This is a genomic window from Kluyvera fluvialis (assembly GCF_059725275.1).
This window is the reverse complement of sequence record NZ_AP046142.1, coordinates 4,387,143-4,407,981: the sequence shown is the minus strand read 5'-3', so window position 1 is coordinate 4,407,981 and position 20,839 is coordinate 4,387,143. Positions and strand designations below refer to the sequence as shown.

Sequence of the window (20,839 nt, the reverse complement as noted above, 5' to 3'; positions counted from 1 at the left end):
ACGGTCCATTAATACGACTTTGAGAGGATAAGGTAATGCAAGTTATTCTGCTTGATAAAGTAGCAAACCTGGGTAGCCTGGGTGATCAGGTTAACGTTAAAGCGGGCTATGCTCGTAACTTCCTGGTACCACAGGGTAAAGCTGTTCCTGCTACCAAGAAAAACGTTGAATTCTTCGAAGCACGCCGCGCTGAACTGGAAGCCAAACTGGCTGACGTTCTGTCTGCTGCTGAAGCTCGTGCTGCGCAGATCAACGCACTGGAATCCGTAACCATCGCGTCTAAAGCTGGCGACGAAGGTAAACTGTTCGGTTCCATCGGTACTCGCGACATCGCTGACGCTGTTACTGCAGCTGGCGTTAAAGTTGCTAAGAGCGAAGTTCGCCTGCCGAACGGCGTTCTGCGTACCGTTGGTGAGCACGAAGTGGACTTCCAGGTTCACAGCGAAGTGTTCGCTAAAGTTATCATCAACGTTGTTGCTGAGTAATCTGCAACCCACGTTTTGATAACAACAAGACGCCGGCCTCGTGCCGGCGTTTTGCTTTTCTGGCGCTCTGTTTTTAGACTGGCTATCTCTCGTCCTTTTCGCGATAATCAAAAAATAAAACATTATTTCAATTTTTGGTAAAAGAATGGATACCCTCCGCCAGCATCCGCTATTTTCCCGCAAAAACGTCGTTTACCTCTGTGCCGCCTTCTGTTGTCTGTTATGGGGCAGCGCCTATCCGGCCATCAAAAGTGGCTACGAGCTATTTCAAATTGCTGCCGATGATATTCCTGGCAAAATTGTCTTCGCGGGCTACCGCTTCCTGTTCGCTGGCGCGTTGCTTTTGCTGCTGGCAATGGCGCAGCGTAAACCTATTGCGCGCTTAAGTTCACGCCAATTTGGGCAGCTTACGCTGCTGGGGCTAACCCAGACCTCACTGCAATACATCTTCTTCTATGTAGGTCTGGCCTTCACCACGGGGGTGAAAGGTTCGATCATGAATGCTACCGGCACTTTCTTTAGCGTGTTGCTGGCGCACTTTATCTATCAGAATGACCGGCTGAGCTACAACAAGACGCTGGGCTGTATTCTTGGTTTTGCCGGGGTGATGGTGGTGAATTTCAACAGTGGGCTGCTGGATTTCAGCTTTAGTCTGCTGGGTGATGGATCGGTGGTGCTGGCGGCATTTATCTTGTCGGCGGCGTCGCTGTATGGCAAACGTATCTCACAAACCGTCGATCCCACGGTGATGACCGGCTACCAGTTGGCGCTGGGTGGCCTGGCGTTGGTGATTGGGGGTTACCTCAGCGGTGGCACGTTAACCTTCCACGGTATCGCCTCGGTGGCGATTCTCGGCTATCTGACGCTGCTCTCTTCGGTAGCTTTCGCCCTGTGGAGTATTTTGCTGAAATACAATCGGGTAGGCATGATTGCGCCGTTCAACTTCCTGATTCCTGTTTCGGGATCGGTGCTTTCGGCTATCTTCCTCGGTGAAAACATTTTCGAATGGAAATACGCGGTTGCGCTGGTGCTGGTGTGCTCCGGGATTTGGTGGGTGAATAAGGTGAAACGCCAGCCGACGGCAGGCTAAACCAGCCTGATGGCGCTGGTTGTACGCCGCCATCCGGCACGGTTACCGCCATCGCCTGATGGCGCTGCGCTTATCAGGCCTACGCGGGTTTGTAGGCCAATATTTGGTGCAATAAAGCTAACGGGCGCGAATAAAGCTGCCGTCACTCTGGCGGGTAAACAGCACTTGCCCGCTGTCAGACTCGATGGTTAACCCTGTCACCACGCCGTTGGCATTCTGGCGAATCTGCACTTTCTGGCCATTTTTCAGCGTACTCAGCGGCTTGCCCGCCCCTTCAACCTGGGCCATTGCGTAGACATCGGTCGGCGGCAAATTATTGTCGCGGAACAGCTGCGCCAGCGTTTTACCGGCCTCAACGTGATAAGTCCGCCAGTCATTGTTGCGGCTCTCTTGATACGGCTGTGTGCGCGGTGAGGCTGGTTGTTGCGGTTGCTCGACTGGCTGCTCTTCTTGCACCGGCTCTGGCGCAACCGGAGCGACCTGGTCTAAATCATTCGATGACGTAACCAGCTGTGCATGCATTGGCTGAACATCAGGCTGCGGCGTAGACTGAGACTGGAAATCGAGCTGTGCAGTACGGCTAACCGGCGTCGATGGAGCATCGTCGGCGGAAGGCAGCAGGAAGCCAATAATCACCGCCAGCGCAGCGATAATCACGCCGCGACGGTGTGCAATCGGCAACGGATCCAGGATGCGAAGGTGGTCTGGCGCGTGCCAGATCTTCGCCAGCAAAGGTTTTACTTCAAATCTCCCGGGCATGGCTCTCCTCCTGCTCCGTATCATTGCAATCCAGTATAGATGGCTAACTGCCTGATGGACGTGCTAAAGCAAGTATTCATCATATCCTATGGGCAATCGGTATTGTTTCTTTTTCCTGGTAATTTGTCATCTTTCCTGACACAACGTTTACCCTATGCGGCGTGGCTGTTATGCTGCCCGCTACTTTAATTCCCGAAGAAAGGAAAGACGATGGCCACCCCGACTTTTGACACCATTGAAGCACAGGCAAGCTACGGTATTGGCCTGCAAGTAGGACAGCAACTGAGCGAGTCTGGTTTGCAGGGTTTACTGCCGGAAGCACTGGTTGCCGGTATCGCTGATGCGCTGGAAGGCAAACAGCCTGCTGTGCCAGTAGATGTTGTGCATCGTGCGCTGCGTGAAATCCACGAACGTGCTGACGCAGTACGTAAAGAGCGTTTTGCGGCAATGGCTGCCGACGGTGTGAAATACCTGGAAGAAAACCGTGAAAAAGAAGGCGTGAACAGCACCGAATCCGGCCTGCAATTCCGCGTTCTGACCCAGGGCGAAGGCGCTATCCCAGCACGTACTGACCACGTTCGCGTACACTACACGGGCAAACTGATCGACGGTACTGTTTTCGACAGCTCCGTAGCGCGTGGCGAACCGGCTGAGTTCCCAGTAAACGGCGTGATCGCTGGCTGGATTGAAGCCCTGACCCTGATGCCAGTTGGCTCTAAATGGGAACTGACCATCCCTCACAACCTGGCTTACGGCGAGCGCGGCGCTGGCGCGTCCATCCCGCCATTCAGCACCCTGGTCTTTGAAGTCGAGTTACTGGAAATCCTGTAATTCTCGCCTTTATCCTCTCTCCGCCTGGGGAGAGGATACAAACTCCTGAAGTTAGACAAATGTTGGAATTTAATCTTGCAAACGCAATGATTGCGTGTATTTTTGTGAGCTGTTTCCCATAGGTGAGGTGATATAACACCCACTTTAAACATAAAATTAACATTATATTTAAATCATAGTATTCATCCCTCTGATTCTTACCTAATATCGAGACATCCTATGAATAGGATAGTCTTGCATGACGACATTAAAGGCCAATAGAGCCCGCACAACACAGACAGAAACAACAGGAAGAAAATCACATGGTTGATCAGATAAAAGTCGCTGCTGCAGAGCAGGAGCCGGCTGAACAATCGCTACGGCGAAACCTCACTAACCGGCATATTCAGCTTATTGCCATTGGCGGCGCTATTGGTACCGGGCTGTTTATGGGCTCCGGGAAAACTATCAGTCTCGCTGGGCCGTCGATTATTTTCGTTTATATGATAATCGGCTTCATGCTGTTCTTCGTTATGCGCGCGATGGGCGAGCTGCTGCTCTCCAATCTGGAATACAAGTCATTTAGCGACTTCGCCGCTGACCTGCTTGGCCCGTGGGCGGGCTACTTTACTGGCTGGACATATTGGTTCTGCTGGGTAGTGACTGGAATGGCGGACGTCGTGGCAATTACCGCTTACGCCCAATTCTGGTTCCCAGGGCTATCTGACTGGGTCGCTTCACTGGCGGTAGTCCTGCTGCTGCTGGGCCTGAACCTCGCCACCGTCAAAATGTTCGGTGAGATGGAGTTCTGGTTTGCGATGATCAAAATCGTCGCGATTGTAGCGCTGATTGTCGTTGGCCTGGTGATGGTGCTGATGCACTTTAAATCCCCAACCGGCGTAGAAGCCTCGTTTGCTCACCTGTGGAACGATGGCGGCTGGTTCCCGAAAGGGATTAGTGGCTTCTTTGCAGGCTTCCAGATAGCGGTGTTCGCGTTTGTCGGTATTGAGCTGGTAGGGACGACCGCTGCTGAAACCAAAGACCCGGAAAAATCGCTGCCACGCGCCATTAACTCCATTCCGATTCGTATCATCATGTTCTACGTGTTTGCGCTGATCGTGATTATGTCGGTAACGCCGTGGAGTTCGGTGGTTCCGGATAAAAGCCCGTTCGTTGAGTTGTTCATGCTGGTCGGCTTACCGGCGGCGGCGAGCATCATCAACTTTGTGGTGCTAACGTCTGCCACTTCGTCGGCCAACAGCGGCGTGTTCTCAACCAGCCGTATGCTGTTTGGTTTAGCGCAGGATGGCGTTGCGCCAGGCCTGTTCGCGAAGCTCTCTAAACGTGCTGTGCCGGCAAAAGGGCTGACCTTCTCCTGCATCTGCCTGCTGGGCGGTGTGGTGATGTTAATGGTTAACCCAAGCGTGATTGCCGCCTTTACGATGATCACCACCGTTTCGGCTATCCTGTTCATGTTCGTCTGGACGATTATTCTGTGCTCCTACCTGGTGTACCGTAAAAAACGTCCACACCTGCATGAGAAATCGATCTACAAAATGCCGCTGGGCAAAGTGATGTGCTGGGTGTGCATGGTGTTCTTCGCCTGTGTTCTGGTGCTGCTGACGCTGGAGGCGGATACCCGTGAAGCGCTGATGGTGACTCCAATTTGGTTCATCGTGCTGGGCTTAGGCTGGATGTTCCTGCGCAACAAAAAGCGGGTTAATTAAACCGCCAGACAGGCATACACTTAAGCGCCCTTCGGGGCGCTTTTTTGTTTTTGCGGTACGCCTCGTGGAAGCTCACCGCTGAGCGTGATAGCGTGCCCGCCAAACCCCAACGCGTATGGAGATAAGATGCGTCAGAGAACGATTGTGTGCCCAATAATTCAGAACGAAGGCGAATTTTTGTTATGTAAGATGGCTGACGATCGCGGCGTGTTCCCCGGCCAGTGGGCGATATCCGGCGGCGGAATGGAAGCGGGTGAAACGATGGAACAGGCGTTAAGGCGCGAAATTCGCGAGGAGCTGGGCGATGCCCTGGAAATCACCGAGGTAACGCCGTGGACGTTTCGTGACGACGTGCGGGTAAAAACCTATGCCGACGGCTCAACCGAGCAAATCTACATGATTTATCTCATCTTCGACTGCGTAAGCGCTAATCGTGATGTGACGTTTAACGAGGAGTTTCAGGAGATTGCCTGGGTAAAACCCGAAGCATTGGCCGGAATGGATTTGAACGTGGCGACGCGGGAAACCTTTCGCCAAAAAGGGCTGCTGGCATAAAACCGCCGCCTCCGATAGTGGGAGGCGGCAGAAGGCTTATTCCCCGGCGAGCGCGCGCGGGAACAGCACGTTGTTTTCGAGGCTGATGTGCTCCATCAGGTCGTCAATCATTTCGTTAATGCCGTTATACATCGCTTTCCAGGTGGTGCAGGCTTCCGGTGGAATGGTCACGTTCTGAGTCGTATGCTTGATAACTTCCAGCAGTTCACCCGCATCATCGTGCTCGCTTTCCATCACGCTGATTGGCCCCATCGCCTGGCTGCCCATGCCTTGTTTGATCATCGGGAACAGGATCTGCTCCTCTTTCATCATGTGGCTGGAAAGCTCCTGGTGCAGCATGGTCAGATATTTCGCCAGGCCTTTTGGTACGTTAGGCTTGTCGGCGTGTACGCGTTCGACTTTGGTGGCCTGTAAAATCAGTTCCGGCAACTGCTCGCGGTGGCGGTCATGGTAACGCACCACGATGTGGTCGATGATTTCGCCCAGCGGCGCGCTGCGCCAATCTTTCTCTACTGGCTCTTCTGCCAGTTTTGCCAGCTCGGCTTCAATCACGGCAACATCCAGATCTTTACGATCTGCCGCTCGGCCCAGCGTCTGCTTGCCGCCGCAGCAGTAGTCCATATCGTATTTACGGAACAGCGCAGATGCGCGCGGAATGGAGAGCGCCAGCTCACCTAATGGTTGGTCGCGAAAGGCCATAGCAGTTACCTCGTCATCAATAATATAAGATGTATTTTAAATGCATCTTTAAGACGAAGATATACCCCTTTAGAGGGAGTGGGATTGAGTGACGGTTATCACAAAAATTTATTGTTGCTTTAACATACTGAATATTATTAGAAATGACGGATAACCCGCCCTGGTTGGACCTGAATCGATTAAATAAGCCCGTCGTACTGCCGATAGTGAGACTTCAGATCACCTGCATTAAAAAGGCATACGATGTTCAAAAGAATAAAAGTTATTACTGTACTGATTATCGTGCTGTTCGCGCTGGGCGCGATGCAGCTTATTTCTGCGGGCGTTTTTGTTCGCGCGCTGGATAACGATAAGCAGAACTTTACTGTCTCGCAGCTATCCAGCCAGAACGTGGCGGAGTTCACCGATGCGTGGATCAGTCTCAACCAGGCCCGCGTAACCCTTAACCGTGGCATGTTGCGCCTGCAAGGCAGCATGGCGACGAGCCTTAACGGCGGCGAATTGAAAACGCTGGTTGATACCGCCAATAATCTGCTGGCGGAGGCAAAAAATCACTACGACAAATACTACGCGCTACCGGAAACACCGGGGATCAACGAGCAACTGTCGGATAGGCTAGAGAAAGAGTACGGCGTTTATTCCACGACGCTCGCCAGAATGAACGAACTGCTGGCAGAGGGAAAACTGGAAGAGATGTTCAAGCAGAATGCGGAACAAAAACAGGTGGCGATGCAGTCGGTTTACCGCGAATGGCGCACAGCGCAGGCTGCGCTGACCCAAGCGGGCATTCAGCAAAATGAAAGCGACTACTACAATATTTTATGGGCGCTGGCGGGCATTATGCTGCTGGTGGTGGCGACGATTGTGGTGAGCTGGCTGTCGATGCAGCGCGTGCTGTTGAAACCGCTGCACACCGTTATGGCGCACATTCGCCATATTGCCGAAGGCGATCTGACCAGCAACATCAATACCGAAGGCAGCAATGAAATGGCGTTGCTCGCTCGCAACGTCAACGAAATGCAGCAGTCGCTTGCCACAACGGTTGGCGTGGTGCGTGAAGGCGCAGACACCATCTACACCGGTGCGGGGGAAATCTCGGCGGGCAGTAATGACCTTTCTTCTCGTACCGAACAGCAGGCCGCTTCGCTGGAAGAAACGGCGGCCAGCATGGAGCAACTGACCGCTACGGTGAAACAGAACGCCGACAACGCGCGTCAGGCCACGCAACTGGCGAAAAATGCCTCCGCAACGGCGCAGAAAGGCGGCAATGTCGTGGATGGCGTTGTGCGCACGATGGACGATATCGCCGCCAGCTCAAGCAAAATTGCACAGATCACCAACGTGATTGACGGCATCGCCTTCCAGACCAATATTCTGGCGCTGAACGCGGCGGTTGAAGCGGCACGCGCGGGCGAGCAGGGGCGTGGCTTTGCGGTTGTCGCTGGCGAAGTCCGTACTTTAGCGCAGCGCAGTGCGCAGGCGGCGAAGGAGATCAAAGCGCTGATTGACGACTCTGGCAGCCGGGTTAACGCCGGTTCTGCCTTAGTGCACGAAGCCGGGGAGACAATGGCAGAAATCGTTAACGCAGTGACCCGCGTCAGCGACATCATGGGGGAAATTGCCTCGGCATCCGATGAACAGAGCCGTGGCATCGATCAGGTCGGCCAGGCGGTTGCTGAAATGGATCGCGTCACCCAGCAGAACGCCTCGTTGGTTGAGGAGTCCGCCAGCGCGGCGGCAGCGCTGGAGGAGCAGGCAGCACGTCTGAACCAAACGGTGGCGGTGTTTAAAATCAACCACCAGACGTTACAGAGAACCGCGCCGAGAAAAGCCGCAGTGCCATCGGCGAAAGCGGCTCCACTCAACGAAGCGAACTGGGAAACCTTCTAACGTTTCACACCTCAGAAACCGGAATCACCGCCGGTTTCTGCGGTTTTGACCGCACGGCAATCACCACCCCAATCACCAGCAGCGTTATCCCACTTAGCGTTAACATCGGCGGCATTTCCTGGCGCAGTAAAAAGGTGTACAGCAACCCCGCCAGCGTCTCAAACACAATCAAAGGCCCGAGGATAACCGTCGGCAAGCGTTGGCTTGCTACGTTCCAGCACAGCGCGCCAACCCATGAGCAAAGTACCGCAATTGCTACCATCAGGCCGATAAACAGCGTTGGGCGCGGGCCGAAGGGCAGCGAGAAATCCGGCGTTTGCCCGTGCAGCCACAGGCAGGCCACGATATAACCCAGCAGCGAAACCGGCAGCGTAACCAGCGCCTGCGCCGTAGCCCACATCAGCGGTGGTTTATCGGGGTTTTCCCGCAGCCAGCGAGCGTTACGCAGCGCATACCACGCCCAACACACAACTGAAACACTGGCGAGCGCCACGCCGGAACCGTAGCGCCAACCGCTGAAATCCGGCAGCCCCTGGCGCAGTTCGGCAATGTTGACGCACAGCAAACCGATGCCAATCAGCACCAGTGCCGGAAGCAGCCGCAGCCAGGACAACTTACCATCGCGCTGGCTATACAACAGGTTGGCAAAAATGGGGATGACGACCGGTAAGGTGGCGATAATCATCGTCGAAACCGGCGCACCGGTACGTTGAATTGCGCTGGCAAGGCAGACGTAATAGACCAGATTGCCGACCATCGTCAGCGCCAGTGCCGTCTTCCAGTCTTTTGACGAAAGCTGGCGCAAGCGTGCGCGCCCCATCCAGGCCAGCGGCAGGGCAATCAGCCCCAGCGCCAGATAACGCCCCATCGACTGCAATACCGCCGGATAGTCCGGCACGATTAACGGCCCCACAAAAATCAGCCCCCACATTAAACCCGCCAGCAGGGCGTACAGCACACCGCTAATCATGATGACATCCACGTTTATTGAACATGCTGAAAAGTGTAGGAGGGGAACGCTGTTCAGTATTGTATGAGATTGCGCATTAGCGGCGGACAACCTGTTTTTGGTAGCGCACAGGCGTAATACCGTAGCGCTGAGTAAAGGCGCGGGTGAGGTGGGATTGGTCTGTTAGCCCGGTGGCAGCGGCGACTTCGGCGGCGGGCATCCCGTGAGTGAGAAACTCTTTAGCTCGCCATAACCGCACCGCCATCAGCATCTGGTGCGGGGTCACATGAAAATGCGCTTTAAACTGGCGCTGAAAATGCCACGGACTTAGCGCCGCGACGTTAGCCAGCTCATCAAGCGTAATCGGGTGCATATAGTTGTCGTGCAGATAATCGCGCACGCGGTTAAAGCGGTGCGCCGCTTCTTGTAACACGGGCGCATGGCTGGCGAAGGGTTTGAAGGTATCGACCAAATCCAACAGTAGCCCTTGCTGCGCCAGTGGAGTATCGGCGTGCCAGAGCGCGTGAATTTGGCGGCCTATAATCTGCGAACGTCGCGGATCGTGGCGAATAACGTCGGCAAACCACCAGTGGCGTATGCCGGTAACATCCTCAAGCTGGTTGGGATCCAGGTAAATCATGCGATAGCGCCAGCCGTCTGCGGTTTCGGCCTCGCCGGTGTGTAGTTCGTCCGGGTTCATGGTCACGACAGAATGCACTGGCGCAACATACTGGTTGCCGCGATAACGAAAACGCTCGGCTCCCGCTTCAATCACCCCAATACCAAACGCTTCGTGAGTATGAGGTTCAAAGGCGTAGCGCGAGATATGGGCATGATACAGCTCAACGCCGGGCACTTGCGCCAAATGGCGAAAGCGCGCGCGGTCTTTCTCGTCGGTGAACTGTTCTGGTACGCCTTGCACGTAGTGTCTCCTCCAGGGCCTTCTCGACTATTATCAGAGATGGCCCGTGGAGGCGCTACATGTTTAACCGATTTTTAACGCTTACAGGATACCTTTGACGCTGTCGGCAAGTGGGGTGGTCGGGCGACCAATCAGTTTGCTCAGGGTGTGGCTGTCGTCAAACAGGCCGCCTTTTGATGCGCCAACGTCAGAGTCTGCCAGCATATTGGCCAGACCGGAAGGCAGGCCAACGCTTTTCAGTGCAGAGGCAAAATTGGCTTCGCTCAGGTTCTGGTAAACCACGTTTTTGCCGCTCTGGCTGGCCAGTTCGGCCGCCAGTTGGCTCAGCGTCCAGCCGTTATCGCCCGCCAGTTCATACACTTTTCCTGCGTGACCGTCTTCGCTCACCACGCGAGCGGCCGCCGCCGCGTAGTCTGCGCGGGTGGCTGAGGCAATTTTCCCGTCTCCGGCTGCGCCAATAAACACACCGTGCTCTAGCGCGGCAGGGACGCTTGCCAGGTAGTTTTCGGTATACCAGCCGTTACGCAGCAGGGCGTAAGGTATGCCGGAATCTGCCAGCAGTTTTTCGGTTTCGACATGTTCTACGTGCAGGCCTAATGGGGATTTGTCGGCGTGCAGCAGGCTGGTGTAAGCGATAAATTTCACCCCAGCGGCTTTGGCGGCGTTAATCACATTGCGGTGCTGCGGCGTGCGTTGGCCCACTTCGCTGGAGGAGATCAGCAGCAGTTTATCGACGCCAGCAAGCGCTGCTTTTAGCGCCGCTTCATCGGTATAGTCGCCCTGGCGAACGACAATGCCCTGTTGGCTCAGCGCTTCTGCTTTTGCCGGATGGCGAACAATCGCCACAATCTGGTTGGCGGGTACGGTTTTCAGTAAAGATTCGATGACATGGTGGCCCAGTTGGCCGGTTGCGCCGGTGATTGCGATCATGGGAAGTCTCCGTCTGTTTGTCTTGTGTTTGACTACGCTAACACCTAAACTTACTTTTAGTAAGTACGTACAAAAAGGTAAGTATCAAAATGACTCGAACCACGCTTTCCCAACAGATGAAAGAGGGCAATTTATTTGCCGAGCAGTGCCCGTCGCGGGAGGTGTTGAAACACGTCACCAGCCGCTGGGGCGTCCTTATCCTGGTGGCGCTGCGCGAGGGAACGCACCGTTTTAGCGATCTGCGGCGCAGAATGGGCGGCGTGAGTGAAAAGATGCTCGCTCAATCGCTACAGGCGCTGGAGCAAGACGGCTTTCTGAATCGAATCTCTTACCCGGTCGTCCCGCCGCACGTTGAGTATAGCCTGACGCCGCTGGGCGAGGCGGTGAGCGAAAAGGTGGCGGCGCTGGCAGACTGGATCGAGCTAAATTTGCCGGACGTACTGGCGGTGCGCGATGAACGCGCGGCCTGATTATCGACGGGGATTGCCGGATGGCGGCTTTGCTTATCCGGCCTACTTTCGACGGTAGGCCGGATAAGAGTGGCAACAGGTTACTGTCTCAAATCCAGCTGATAAATCGCGAAACCAATATCATCGGTTGCGACCTGCTTCATCGGATACTGCGCTTTCTCTTTAATAAACGCCGCCGCTTTTTCTGTCGGTGAAGTTTCAAAGCGGATATCTAATTTGCTGTCCGTGTGAATCGGCGCCAGACGCCAGTTGTTGTCTGCTGCCGGGTGGATTTCGCCTGCCTTTTTCGATTCGGCGCTAATCCATGCCGCCAGTATCGAACGGTTTTCATCCGGGGAGGCGAACGCGATGTGGCTGTCGCCCGTGCCCGCAAACTTACCGCCGTAAGCGCGATAGTTGTTGGTTGCCACCAGGAACATGGCGTTCGGGTCGATAGGCTTGCCGTTAAAGGTCAGATTTTTAATACGCTCAGCCTGCGGATTAACGCTCTGGCATTCGCCGTCGTAGCGCGCTGGCTGGGTGATATCGACCTGATAATTCACGCCATCAATCACATCAAAGTTATAGGTGCGGAAACCGTCCCAGTTAATCAGCGACTGTGGCTTGCTGCTGTGCGGGTCTATCTGGTTAAACTGCCCGGCGGAGCACTCCAGCCACTCTTTCACCTCTTTGCCGCTGGCTTTCACGACGACCAGCGTATTGGGATAGAGGTAAAGATCGGCGGCGTTACGGAACGTCAGTTGGCCTTTTTCCACTTCAACATAGCTTGCGGGGTCATTCTTACGACCGCCGACTTTAAACGGCGCGGCAGCTGAGAGCACCGGCAGTTTTGCTAAGTCCGGGTCGCCCTGAATGTAGTGCTCAACGTAGGCTTTTTGCGCCATGTTGACCACCTGTACGGTTGGGTCATCCTGCACCAGCGACAAGAAGCTGTACATGTTGTCGGATGATTTACCGATAGGCTTGCTGACAAACTCGCGGGTGGCGTCATGGTCAGCCTTCAGCGCGCTAACCAGTTTACTGTCTTCCGCTGCCAGGGATTTTTTAGCAACAGCGTCATAAATTGGGCGGGCTTGCGCTTTGGCGGAGGTGACCTGCCATTTGCCGCCGTCGTTATTCAGCTCCAGGTCAACCACGCCGAGGTGATCGCCCCACATTCCCGGCATCACCGCAGGAATGCCGTTGAGCGTGCCTTTAGCGATGTCTGCGCCTTTAATATTGGCAAAATCTTTGCCCGGGAATACGGCGTGCGCGTGGCCAAACATAATGGCATCAACGCCTGGCACCTGGCTTAAGTAGTACACTGAGTTTTCAGCCATCACCTGGTATGGGTCGGCGGAAAGGCCGGAGTGGGCAATCACCACTACTACATCCGCGCCGTTTGCGCGCATTTCCGGTACATATTTACGCGCTGTTTCGGTGATGTCGTTGACGGTGACTTTGCCGCTCAGGTTGGCTTTATCCCAGGTCATAATCTGCGGCGGAACAAAGCCGATATAACCGATTTTCAGCGTCTGTTTATTGCCCTCTTTATCGACGACGTCAGTCTCTTTAATCAGATAAGGGGTAAACAGTGGTTTTTTGGTTTTAACGTCGATGATATTGGCGTTAACGTACGGGAACTTCGCGCCAGCCAGCGCTTTGTGCAGATAATCCAGACCGTAGTTAAACTCGTGGTTGCCGAGGTTGCCCACCGTATAGTCGAGCAGATTCATCGCCTTATAAACCGGATGGGTATCGCCCTGTTTTAGCCCTTTTGCCGCCGCATAGTCGCCCATCGGGCTACCCTGAATCACGTCGCCGTTATCCACCAGCACGCTGTTTTTCACCTCGTCACGCGCGGCATTAATAAGGCTTGCCGTACGCACCAGGCCAAATTTCTCCGTCGCCGTATCTTTGTAGTAATCAAAATCCATCATATTGCTGTGCAAATCAGTGGTTTCCATAATGCGGAGATCCACCGTTGCCGCATTTACGCTGGCGGCAATCAGCGTAACCAGCAGCGTTGCGCTAAACTTGATCATCAGAGGCATCCTTTTTTTAGATCTAAAACACAGATTTGAATGTATCTAAATTCCGTTACTTACGAAGGTGTGAATCATGCCAGAAAATCATGACGGGAAATTGGCAACGGTTCACAGTTATCCAGACCGATGATGGGAATAGCAGAATTAACGGCGATGCGATATAAATAAAACAATAAGTTAACGCCACTGTAATCTTAACGAGGTGGAGAATGTTAGAACAAGTATGTCAGCTTGCACGGGATGCGGGCGATGCCATTATGCAGGTTTACGAAGGTAAACAGCCGTTAGATGTCGTAAGCAAACCGGATGATTCTCCGGTTACGGCGGCCGATATCGCGGCGCATCATGTGATTGTGCAAGGCCTGAAGGCGATGACGCCAGACGTGCCGATTCTTTCTGAGGAAGATCCTCCGGGCTGGGATGTGCGCCAACACTGGCAGCGCTACTGGCTGGTTGACCCACTCGACGGCACTAAAGAGTTCATCAAGCGTAACGGTGAATTTACCGTCAATATTGCGCTTATCGACAACGGCAAAGCGGTGCTGGGCGTGGTATTCGCACCGGTGCTGAACGTGATGTACAGCGCGGAAAATGGCAAAGCGTGGAAAGAGGAGTGCGGTGTGCGTAAGCCTATCCAGGTGCGTGACGCCAACCCGCCCAAAGTGGTGGTGAGCCGCTCTCACTACGCCAATGACGACGAACTGAAAGAGTATTTGCAGCAGTTGGGTGAGCACCAAACGGCGTCGATTGGTTCATCGTTGAAATTCTGCCTGGTGGCGGAAGGCGCCGCGCAGCTTTACCCGCGCTTTGGGCCGACCAACATCTGGGATACCGCAGCGGGCCATGCGGTTGCCGCCGCCGCCGGGGCGCATATTCACGACTGGCAGGGCAAAACGCTGGATTACACGCCGCGCGAATCGTTCCTTAACCCAGGCTTTCGGGTGTCGATCTTTTAGTGCCGCCACAGGCGTAATGCTGGTCAGTTAAGGGTTTAGTATCGCCGCCAGTTGCGCTCTTTTTTACGCCATGCCCTAAGCGTGCTCGGGCGCAAAGAGCGCGGTCTTTAAATGAATAGCCAGAAACAGAGTTGCTGAAACCGATGAGTCCCCGATGGAAATCGGCGAGCCGGAGAAAGGAAGACAAGGTCAGACCGCCAGGGATGGCGGGCTGAGGCGAACCGAGACAGGAAGTCGAGTTTCGCCGTGCCGCAGGCTGGATTTCGCAGGCGAGCGCAGTGCGAAGCACCGATTTCCCTGCGGGGCCGCAGGGATTGTCAAGGGGGACTCGGCAGTCCCCCTTGACCCGTTCACAGGAACAGAGGCTTCATGTTCTACAAAACATCAGGTGAACGGAATGTGGCGCTTAACTGACAAGCATAAGGCCACATCAGCCATAGGCGGCACGTCAGGTGATTTAATTCAGAAGTTTATGCAGCAGGGCAATCACCTGCTGCACTTCTGCTGGCGTCAGTGCGCCGTCTTTAGCCCACTGCACGCGCCCGTCTTTATCCAGCACCGCAATGGCGGAGCTGCCTTCCTCTAACTGCCAGGTTTTGCGCACTACGCCGTCGCTATCGACGACAAACTGCGACCACGGGTAGAGCTTTTTATTGCTCTCGATGCTACTGCGCACAAACATCGATGTGCCGGGGATTGCGTCATCGGTATTCACAATGGTGGTGGTCTGATAGCGGTCGTGCGGCAGATTAGCGGCTTTGATGGCCTCGACCAGCGCGTTATTTTTCTCTTTCGCAGAGCTACGCCCGGCAATGTGTTGCACCACGCGCACTTTTCCCGAAAACTGAGCGCTATTCCAGTTTTTGTAGCTAAACTTATCATTATCAAGAATCAATTCGCCGCGATCCGCCACGCCAACCGGCGACACGCGTTGCCCATTGACGAAGTTATGCGCACCGGCCATTAACGGCATTAACAGGCAGGAAACCGCGAGAAGCGTACCTAGAGTCATGTTTTTTCCTTTTTATAAGCAGGTGATCCGACCACTTGGTCGATAGCATTAATGATAAGTGCGATTAATTGATTTTTCCCGCAAAGGCGGTGCCAGTTTGTGGAGAACCGCACACAATCTAGTAAGAATGAAGCCTTATACTGCCTTCCGCGTATAGCTGAAAAGAATGTTCTGAAATATTGTAATAAAAAGGTAAATAAGGTCCTCTAAGATAGGGGACCTCTGTTGTTATGGACTATAGTTAACGAGTACTTCACTTTGCGCCCCGGAGCGTTGAGCCAAATTTGGATCGACTAGGGCGTAGTACTCGCAGGAGATTAGAATGAAAATTTTCCAACGCTACAACCCGTTTCAGGTAGCGAAATACGTAAAAACCCTGTTTCGTGGACGGTTGTACATCAAGGATGTTGGCGCTTTTGAATTTGATAAGGGTAAAATTCTTATCCCGAAGATTAGAGACAAGCAGCATTTATCTGTGATGTCTGAAATAAACCGCCACGTTCTGCGCCTACAAACGGACATGGCGTAGCCGTAAAAACGGTGCGATAGAATTAAAAACGGCTCCCAAGGGAGCCGTTGATGTTTCTAGCCTTTCATCGCCGCATAGCGCTTTACGCAGTCGTGCTTTGTTTGTTCTCGGCCATGTCGGCCTGTTTAGGCACTAGCACCGTTGGCTTGTTGTCGATTCGAGTCACCAGCAACTGGTCGATGCGGTAGTTATCGATATCCACCACTTCAAACTTGTAGCCGGAGAACTTCACCGCGTCGGTGCGTTTCGGGATCTTACGCAGCATAAACATCATAAAGCCGCCGATAGTCTCGTAGTTATCGGACTGCGGGAAGTCGTCGATATCCAGCACACGCATGACATCATCGATTGGCGTACCGCCGTCAATCAGCCAGGAGTTTTCATCACGCGCGACGATTTGCTCCTCCAGCCCCTGGCCGACTAAGTCGCCCATCAGGGTGGTCATCACGTCGTTGAGGGTGATAATCCCAACCACCAACGCATATTCGTTCATGATAACGGCGAAGTCTTCACCAGCGGTTTTGAAACTTTCCAGCGCTTCGGACAGCGTCAGCGTATCCGGCACAATCAAGGTGTTACGAATCTGCACACCGCTGTTGAGCGCCATGCTCTGGTTTGCCAGCACGCGGTTCAGCAGATCTTTGGAGTCCACATAGCCAATGATGTGGTCGATATCTTCGTTACACACCAGGAACTTGGAATGCGGATGCTCGGCCACTTTGATTTTCAGGCTCTGCTCATCTTCGTGCAAATCGAACCAGATAACATTTTCGCGCGGCGTCATTGAAGACGGCACGGTGCGTGACTCCAGCTCGAACACGTTTTCAATCAGCTCGTGCTCTTGCTTGCGCAGCACACCCGCCAGCGCTCCCGCTTCCACCACGGCGTAAATATCGTCGGAGGTAATATCGTCTTTACGCACCATCGGCAGTTTGAAGATGCGGAAGATGATGTTAGCCATGCCGTTGAAGAACCACACCAGCGGGCGGAACACCGCGAGACAGAAGCGCATCGGGTTGATGATACGCAGAGCCACAACTTCAGGCGCAATCATACCGATGCGTTTCGGGGTTAAATCCGCGAACAGGATAAACAGACCAGTAACTAGCGAGAAGGAGAGGATGAAGCTCAGCTGCTCGGAGAGTTCAGGCGACATGTAGTTTAAAAACAGTGAGTGAAATGCCGGTGAAAATGCTGCATCGCCGACGATACCGCCAAGAATGGCGACCGCGTTAAGGCCGATTTGCACCACAGTGAAGAACATCCCTGGGTTTTCCTGCATCTTCAGAATGCGTTGGGCATTGATGTTGCCTTCATCGGCAAGCAGTTTCAGTTTGATCTTGCGAGAAGCCGCAAGTGAGATCTCAGAGATAGAGAAGAACGCACTTACAGCGATCAGACAAAGAATGATGAGAATACTGTTTAACATATCTTATCCAGCCTCTTGGGCCAGATCCTCGGAAGGGAAGTTGATAAATCCGTGTGAAATACACATTGAAAATCGGCTCGAAGGGGATGAGCCGATCATTTCAGCAGCTAGTATAGCGTAAAGCACTGTAAAGTCGCCAGAGGTCACTTTTTGTTTGTGTTATGAGAATTATTCTCACTTAAAAGCGCGACATTCTTGTCGCGTAAGATCAGTACTGCGAGTGACTCGGTTAAGTTCATGGTCGCTATAAGCAACAAAAGCGCCATTGGGCTTATCCACCTACAGCAAAACGGGAACGCCCTCACTCGGTGATATTTACCCACTTCCTTAAGAGTGACGATTGGTAAATCGCATTCACCACCTGCAATGATTTTGCCGCGTCGTGAATACCGCAATACCGATCGGTAACGTGAGTGTCCAGCGCATGATAGAAACGTTGAACGGCTTGCTGGTGGCCGATGCCCCAGTAACTTTTCCCCTTCCCATCAGGTGAGGCATCGCTGGCAAGCTGGGTGCGCTCATCACCACAAATTTGCCACAGTGCGTTATCGGTCATACGCAACATACCGCGCTCGAACTCTATCTCCAGCAGCAACGGCGAGTCGCTGACGTAGCAGTTGCTGGCGTAAAACAGCCCGCGCGCGCCGTTGTTAAAACAGAGCGTTGCCATTGCGCTGTCTTCCGTTTCAATGTCGTCGGCGAGCAGGCTACTGTCGATAACGCCTTTCAGGCGGCTGACGCCCTTGCCAAACCACTGCATTAAATCCAGCGTGTGAATAGCCTGGTTTATCAGCAGGCTGCCGCCTTCGCGGGCAAAACTGCCGCGCCACGGGCTAGAGGTGTAGTAATTACGCGTGCGCGACCAGGTGAGCACCGCTTTTATCGCCCGCATCGCGCCCAGCGAACCGTCGGCAATACAGCGCTGAATCGCCAGGCTGGTGGGGTTGAGGCGGTTTTGATAACAGATACCAACGTGGCGCTGCGCGATGTCGGCGGCGGCCTGAATCTCCGCCACGTCTTGTGCGTTCATCACCATCGGCTTTTCGCAAAACACCGCTTTCCCTGCTGCCAGCGCGGCAAGGATCATCGATTTATGCAGGTAATGCGGCGTGCAGATATGCACCACGTCAATGGCAGCATCCAGCAGCATCTCGCGATCGTCTTGATAAAACTGACAGCCATAGTCGGCAGCGAGCCGGCTTCCCTTTTCACTCTCGATATCGACAATCGCGTGCAGCACCGCCCCTGGAACGTGGTGCAAGGCATCCACGTGACAGGTGTGGATAGCGCCGCAGCCCACTATCGCCGCATGACGTGTTTTCATTACCGTCTCCTTGTTACACCGCCGCGTTCGCCAGCATTTGCGCCTTCACGCACAGCTCCGCCGCTTTAAAGGTGTGCGCCTGGGTCATGGCATTTTCCGTGCGGTTCAGGCAATCAAGAATCAGTTGACCGAAATACGGGAAGCCGACTTTGCCCGCCACCGGATAGCGGAATTCGCCCTCTTTGTTCACCAGATAAACCACATCCTGCTCGCCACGGGTGATATCGACATACTTGCGGATTTCGATATAGCCCTCAGTGCCGAGCAGCGTCAGGCGACCATCGCCCCAACTGGAAAGGCCGTCTGGGGTAAACCAGTCGCAGCGGAAATAACCGGTCGCGCCGTTATCTCCCGCCAGCATCGCGTCGCCAAAATCCTCGAACTGCGGATACTGCGGGTGATTAACGTTGCGCACCTGGCTTGCGACGACGCGAGCCTCGCTGTTGCCGGTGTAGTACAGGAATTGTTCAATTTGGTGGCTGCCGATATCGCACAGAATGCCGCCGAACAACGCCTTCTCATAGAACCAGTCCGGGCGGCCTTCGCCTTCGCGATGTGGGCCGACGCCCAGCGTTTGCATCACGCGACCAATCGCGCCTTGCTCGACCAGTTGGCCGGCAAAAACGGCGCTTTCGACGTGCAGGCGTTCGCTGTAATAGACCGCGTATTTACGCCCGGTTTCCGCCACCTTACGCCTGGCGGCTTCCAGTTGCGCCAGCGTGGTGAGCGGGGCTTTATCGGTAAAGTAGTCTTTCCCGGCGTCCATCACTTTCAAGCCCAGCGGGCAGCGTTCCGATGGCACAGCAGCGCCCGCAACTAACTGCACGTGGCGGTCGTTGAGGATAGTTTCCAGCGTCGGCGCAACCCGTGCCTGCGGATACTGTTGGACAAATTTATCGACTTTCACCGGGTCGGGATCATAAACCCATTTCAGAGTTGCCCCCGCTTCAATCAGGCCATTGCACATGCCGTAGATATGGCCGTGATCCAGCGCGGCAGCAGCAATAATAAACTCGCCCGCGCCGACAACCGGCTGTGGTTTGCCCACCGGGGCGTAATTCATACCGTCTTTGATGTTCATGTTGATACTCCTTGCTCCCAATCTTTAGCCAACGCCTTACCAACTGCCAGAGGCATCCAGGGTTTTGCTCTCGACCTGTTTTTCGACGGAGGTTGCAATGCGTTCGTCGAGCAGTTCTTTAAACCGCGCTTCGTCAAACGGCAGGTCAACCCAGCTATCGGTCCAGGTGGAAAGGTGCATGGCGTTAGAGAGCGTCAGGCCGTTAATTCCCTCGCAGCCGGGGGCAATGAGCGGTTTGCCGTGCAGAACGGCGTCGCAGAAATTGGCGGTGACAACGTGGTGCTCGCTGCTGTCTGGCTGGGTTGGAATGACCACTTCCCAGCATTCCGGCTCGCCAAAACCATTCTGCCAGCGGGCGTTAAATTCCGTTTCGGACTCGCGCAGCCGCCAGAAACGCAGCTTGCCGTCTTCTACGACCACTTTGCCGCGATCGCCCGCTATCTCTAGCCGGTTAGTGCCCGGCGCTTCGGCAGTGGTGGTGATAAACACCCCGGTGGCGCCATTGGCGTATTCGGCATAGGCGGTGACGTCGTTTTCCACTTCAATATCACGGTGTTTGCCGAACTGGCAGAAAGCGCGCATCCGTACCGGCATCCCCACCAGCCATTGCCACAGGTCAAGTTGATGCGGGTCTTGGTTTAGCAGCACGCCGCCGCCTTCGCCTTTCCACGTGGCGCGCCAGCCGCCAGAGTTGTAATAGCTCTGCGAGCGATACCAGTTGGTGATTATCCAGTTGGAACGGCGCAGTTCGCCCAGCTCGCCGCTGTCGATAAGGTCTTTCACTTTCTGATACAGCGGGTTAGGGCGCTGGTTGAACATCATGCCGAACACCACGTTGCAGCCGCGCGCAAACGCATTCATCTCGCGCACCTGCGCGGTATACACGCCCGCCGGTTTTTCGCACAGCGTATGGATACCGTGACTCATCGCCAGCATCGAGAGGCCCGGATGGTCGTAGTGCGGAGTGGACACAATAACGGCGTCAATCAGGCCGCTTGTTAGCATCTTTTCGGCGTCGTTAAACAACGCCACCTTATCGCCGACTAACTGGCGAATCGCCGGATGTTTGTCGGGATTGTTATCGCACACTGCCGTCAGGCAGGCCTCTTTCACCGTACCTGCCAGCAGGTAACGGGCGTGAACCGTTCCAATATTACCTACGCCGATAATGCCAAAACGCACCTTATCCATGTTG

At 54.3% G+C, this 20,839-nt stretch carries 20 protein-coding genes; 9 read left to right on the top strand and 11 right to left on the bottom strand.

What is annotated here, in order from left to right:
- Positions 1-35 precede the first annotated feature (35 nt).
- Both rplI and AC6I4B_RS20850 read left to right on the top strand, forming a co-directional pair.
- On the top strand, positions 36-485 hold the full coding sequence (rplI, locus tag AC6I4B_RS20855) for a 50S ribosomal protein L9 (RefSeq protein ID WP_497767877.1): 450 nt from the start codon (positions 36-38) through the stop codon (positions 483-485).
- A gap of 145 nt (positions 486-630) precedes the next feature.
- Positions 631-1,575, top strand: a complete 945-nt coding sequence (locus AC6I4B_RS20850; protein WP_497767876.1) for a DMT family transporter — start codon at positions 631-633, stop codon at positions 1,573-1,575.
- 117 nt (positions 1,576-1,692) lie between these two features.
- Here AC6I4B_RS20850 and AC6I4B_RS20845 read toward each other — a convergent pair whose 3' ends face one another.
- Entirely contained in the window at positions 1,693-2,334 is a 642-nt protein-coding gene (locus tag AC6I4B_RS20845; RefSeq protein ID WP_497767874.1) for a LysM-like peptidoglycan-binding domain-containing protein, read from the bottom strand.
- 210 nt (positions 2,335-2,544) lie between these two features.
- Between AC6I4B_RS20845 and bamJ the strand changes: the two genes are divergently transcribed.
- From bamJ to nudI, 3 genes are all read left to right on the top strand, one after another.
- The gene (bamJ, locus tag AC6I4B_RS20840; RefSeq protein ID WP_497767873.1) at positions 2,545-3,165 is read left to right on the top strand and encodes a BamJ family beta-barrel-assembly machinery protein; all 621 of its coding nucleotides are present in this window, start codon (positions 2,545-2,547) and stop codon (positions 3,163-3,165) included.
- A gap of 302 nt (positions 3,166-3,467) precedes the next feature.
- Complete coding sequence (gene cycA, locus AC6I4B_RS20835) at positions 3,468-4,871, top strand: D-serine/D-alanine/glycine transporter (protein ID WP_497767871.1); 1,404 nt, start codon at positions 3,468-3,470, stop codon at positions 4,869-4,871.
- Between the two features lie 126 nt (positions 4,872-4,997).
- Positions 4,998-5,426 carry a nucleoside triphosphatase NudI gene (gene nudI, locus AC6I4B_RS20830; protein WP_497767870.1) on the top strand — a complete coding sequence of 143 codons (429 nt, stop codon included), beginning with the start codon at positions 4,998-5,000 and terminating at the stop codon, positions 5,424-5,426.
- Positions 5,427-5,462: 36 nt separating this feature from the next.
- Here nudI and ytfE read toward each other — a convergent pair whose 3' ends face one another.
- On the bottom strand, positions 5,463-6,125 hold the full coding sequence (gene ytfE, locus AC6I4B_RS20825; protein ID WP_497767868.1) for an iron-sulfur cluster repair protein YtfE: 663 nt from the start codon (positions 6,123-6,125) through the stop codon (positions 5,463-5,465).
- Positions 6,126-6,368: 243 nt separating this feature from the next.
- Here ytfE and AC6I4B_RS20820 point away from each other — a divergent pair, with 243 nt between their 5' ends.
- Positions 6,369-8,015, top strand: a complete 1,647-nt coding sequence (locus AC6I4B_RS20820; protein ID WP_497767867.1) for a methyl-accepting chemotaxis protein — start codon at positions 6,369-6,371, stop codon at positions 8,013-8,015.
- A gap of 4 nt (positions 8,016-8,019) precedes the next feature.
- Here the strand turns inward: AC6I4B_RS20820 and AC6I4B_RS20815 are convergent, their stop codons facing one another.
- From AC6I4B_RS20815 to AC6I4B_RS20805, 3 genes are all read right to left on the bottom strand, one after another.
- On the bottom strand, positions 8,020-8,985 hold the full coding sequence (locus AC6I4B_RS20815) for a DMT family transporter (protein WP_497767865.1): 966 nt from the start codon (positions 8,983-8,985) through the stop codon (positions 8,020-8,022).
- A 76-nt stretch (positions 8,986-9,061) separates the two neighbouring features.
- On the bottom strand, positions 9,062-9,886 hold the full coding sequence (locus tag AC6I4B_RS20810) for an AraC family transcriptional regulator (RefSeq protein ID WP_497767864.1): 825 nt from the start codon (positions 9,884-9,886) through the stop codon (positions 9,062-9,064).
- A gap of 81 nt (positions 9,887-9,967) precedes the next feature.
- The gene (locus tag AC6I4B_RS20805; protein ID WP_497767862.1) at positions 9,968-10,816 is read right to left on the bottom strand and encodes an SDR family oxidoreductase; all 849 of its coding nucleotides are present in this window, start codon (positions 10,814-10,816) and stop codon (positions 9,968-9,970) included.
- A gap of 89 nt (positions 10,817-10,905) precedes the next feature.
- Between AC6I4B_RS20805 and AC6I4B_RS20800 the strand changes: the two genes are divergently transcribed.
- Entirely contained in the window at positions 10,906-11,286 is a 381-nt protein-coding gene (locus AC6I4B_RS20800) for a winged helix-turn-helix transcriptional regulator (protein WP_497767861.1), read from the top strand.
- Positions 11,287-11,366: 80 nt separating this feature from the next.
- Here AC6I4B_RS20800 and cpdB read toward each other — a convergent pair whose 3' ends face one another.
- The gene (gene cpdB / locus AC6I4B_RS20795) at positions 11,367-13,310 is read right to left on the bottom strand and encodes a 2',3'-cyclic-nucleotide 2'-phosphodiesterase (protein ID WP_497767859.1); all 1,944 of its coding nucleotides are present in this window, start codon (positions 13,308-13,310) and stop codon (positions 11,367-11,369) included.
- 212 nt (positions 13,311-13,522) lie between these two features.
- On the opposite strand from cpdB, the gene cysQ reads away from it, so the two are divergent.
- Positions 13,523-14,269: a 3'(2'),5'-bisphosphate nucleotidase CysQ gene (gene cysQ, locus AC6I4B_RS20790; protein WP_497767858.1), complete on the top strand. Its 747-nt coding sequence runs from the start codon at positions 13,523-13,525 to the stop codon at positions 14,267-14,269.
- Between the two features lie 457 nt (positions 14,270-14,726).
- Here the strand turns inward: cysQ and AC6I4B_RS20785 are convergent, their stop codons facing one another.
- Positions 14,727-15,281: a YtfJ family protein gene (locus tag AC6I4B_RS20785; RefSeq protein ID WP_497767856.1), complete on the bottom strand. Its 555-nt coding sequence runs from the start codon at positions 15,279-15,281 to the stop codon at positions 14,727-14,729.
- 322 nt (positions 15,282-15,603) lie between these two features.
- On the opposite strand from AC6I4B_RS20785, the gene AC6I4B_RS20780 reads away from it, so the two are divergent.
- Entirely contained in the window at positions 15,604-15,810 is a 207-nt protein-coding gene (locus AC6I4B_RS20780; RefSeq protein WP_497767855.1) for a DUF1107 domain-containing protein, read from the top strand.
- Positions 15,811-15,892: 82 nt separating this feature from the next.
- Here the strand turns inward: AC6I4B_RS20780 and paeA are convergent, their stop codons facing one another.
- The 4 genes from paeA to AC6I4B_RS20760 form a co-directional block, all read right to left on the bottom strand.
- Positions 15,893-17,239, bottom strand: coding sequence for a polyamine export protein PaeA (gene paeA / locus AC6I4B_RS20775; RefSeq protein ID WP_497767853.1), 1,347 nt, complete (start codon positions 17,237-17,239; stop codon positions 15,893-15,895).
- Between the two features lie 301 nt (positions 17,240-17,540).
- Positions 17,541-18,563 (bottom strand): Gfo/Idh/MocA family protein, encoded by a 1,023-nt coding sequence (locus AC6I4B_RS20770; protein ID WP_497767851.1) that lies wholly within the window; start codon positions 18,561-18,563, stop codon positions 17,541-17,543.
- Positions 18,564-18,576: 13 nt separating this feature from the next.
- Positions 18,577-19,644 carry a Gfo/Idh/MocA family protein gene (locus AC6I4B_RS20765; protein ID WP_497767850.1) on the bottom strand — a complete coding sequence of 356 codons (1,068 nt, stop codon included), beginning with the start codon at positions 19,642-19,644 and terminating at the stop codon, positions 18,577-18,579.
- Positions 19,645-19,680: 36 nt separating this feature from the next.
- On the bottom strand, positions 19,681-20,835 hold the full coding sequence (locus tag AC6I4B_RS20760; RefSeq protein ID WP_497767849.1) for a Gfo/Idh/MocA family protein: 1,155 nt from the start codon (positions 20,833-20,835) through the stop codon (positions 19,681-19,683).
- Positions 20,836-20,839 lie beyond the last annotated feature (4 nt).

Bases quoted from the DNA above. Each gene is read 5' to 3' on its own strand.
- rplI (WP_497767877.1), top strand. From the start codon at position 36: ATGCAAGTTATTCTGCTTGATAAAGTAGCAAACCTGGGTAGCCTGGGT.
- AC6I4B_RS20850 (WP_497767876.1), top strand. From the start codon at position 631: ATGGATACCCTCCGCCAGCATCCGCTATTTTCCCGCAAAAACGTCGTT.
- AC6I4B_RS20845 (WP_497767874.1), bottom strand. From the start codon at position 2,334: ATGCCCGGGAGATTTGAAGTAAAACCTTTGCTGGCGAAGATCTGGCAC.
- bamJ (WP_497767873.1), top strand. From the start codon at position 2,545: ATGGCCACCCCGACTTTTGACACCATTGAAGCACAGGCAAGCTACGGT.
- cycA (WP_497767871.1), top strand. From the start codon at position 3,468: ATGGTTGATCAGATAAAAGTCGCTGCTGCAGAGCAGGAGCCGGCTGAA.
- nudI (WP_497767870.1), top strand. From the start codon at position 4,998: ATGCGTCAGAGAACGATTGTGTGCCCAATAATTCAGAACGAAGGCGAA.
- ytfE (WP_497767868.1), bottom strand. From the start codon at position 6,125: ATGGCCTTTCGCGACCAACCATTAGGTGAGCTGGCGCTCTCCATTCCG.
- AC6I4B_RS20820 (WP_497767867.1), top strand. From the start codon at position 6,369: ATGTTCAAAAGAATAAAAGTTATTACTGTACTGATTATCGTGCTGTTC.
- AC6I4B_RS20815 (WP_497767865.1), bottom strand. From the start codon at position 8,985: ATGATTAGCGGTGTGCTGTACGCCCTGCTGGCGGGTTTAATGTGGGGG.
- AC6I4B_RS20805 (WP_497767862.1), bottom strand. From the start codon at position 10,816: ATGATCGCAATCACCGGCGCAACCGGCCAACTGGGCCACCATGTCATC.
- AC6I4B_RS20800 (WP_497767861.1), top strand. From the start codon at position 10,906: ATGACTCGAACCACGCTTTCCCAACAGATGAAAGAGGGCAATTTATTT.
- cpdB (WP_497767859.1), bottom strand. From the start codon at position 13,310: ATGATCAAGTTTAGCGCAACGCTGCTGGTTACGCTGATTGCCGCCAGC.
- cysQ (WP_497767858.1), top strand. From the start codon at position 13,523: ATGTTAGAACAAGTATGTCAGCTTGCACGGGATGCGGGCGATGCCATT.
- AC6I4B_RS20785 (WP_497767856.1), bottom strand. From the start codon at position 15,281: ATGACTCTAGGTACGCTTCTCGCGGTTTCCTGCCTGTTAATGCCGTTA.
- AC6I4B_RS20780 (WP_497767855.1), top strand. From the start codon at position 15,604: ATGAAAATTTTCCAACGCTACAACCCGTTTCAGGTAGCGAAATACGTA.
- paeA (WP_497767853.1), bottom strand. From the start codon at position 17,239: ATGTTAAACAGTATTCTCATCATTCTTTGTCTGATCGCTGTAAGTGCG.
- AC6I4B_RS20770 (WP_497767851.1), bottom strand. From the start codon at position 18,563: ATGAAAACACGTCATGCGGCGATAGTGGGCTGCGGCGCTATCCACACC.
- AC6I4B_RS20765 (WP_497767850.1), bottom strand. From the start codon at position 19,644: ATGAACATCAAAGACGGTATGAATTACGCCCCGGTGGGCAAACCACAG.
- AC6I4B_RS20760 (WP_497767849.1), bottom strand. From the start codon at position 20,835: ATGGATAAGGTGCGTTTTGGCATTATCGGCGTAGGTAATATTGGAACG.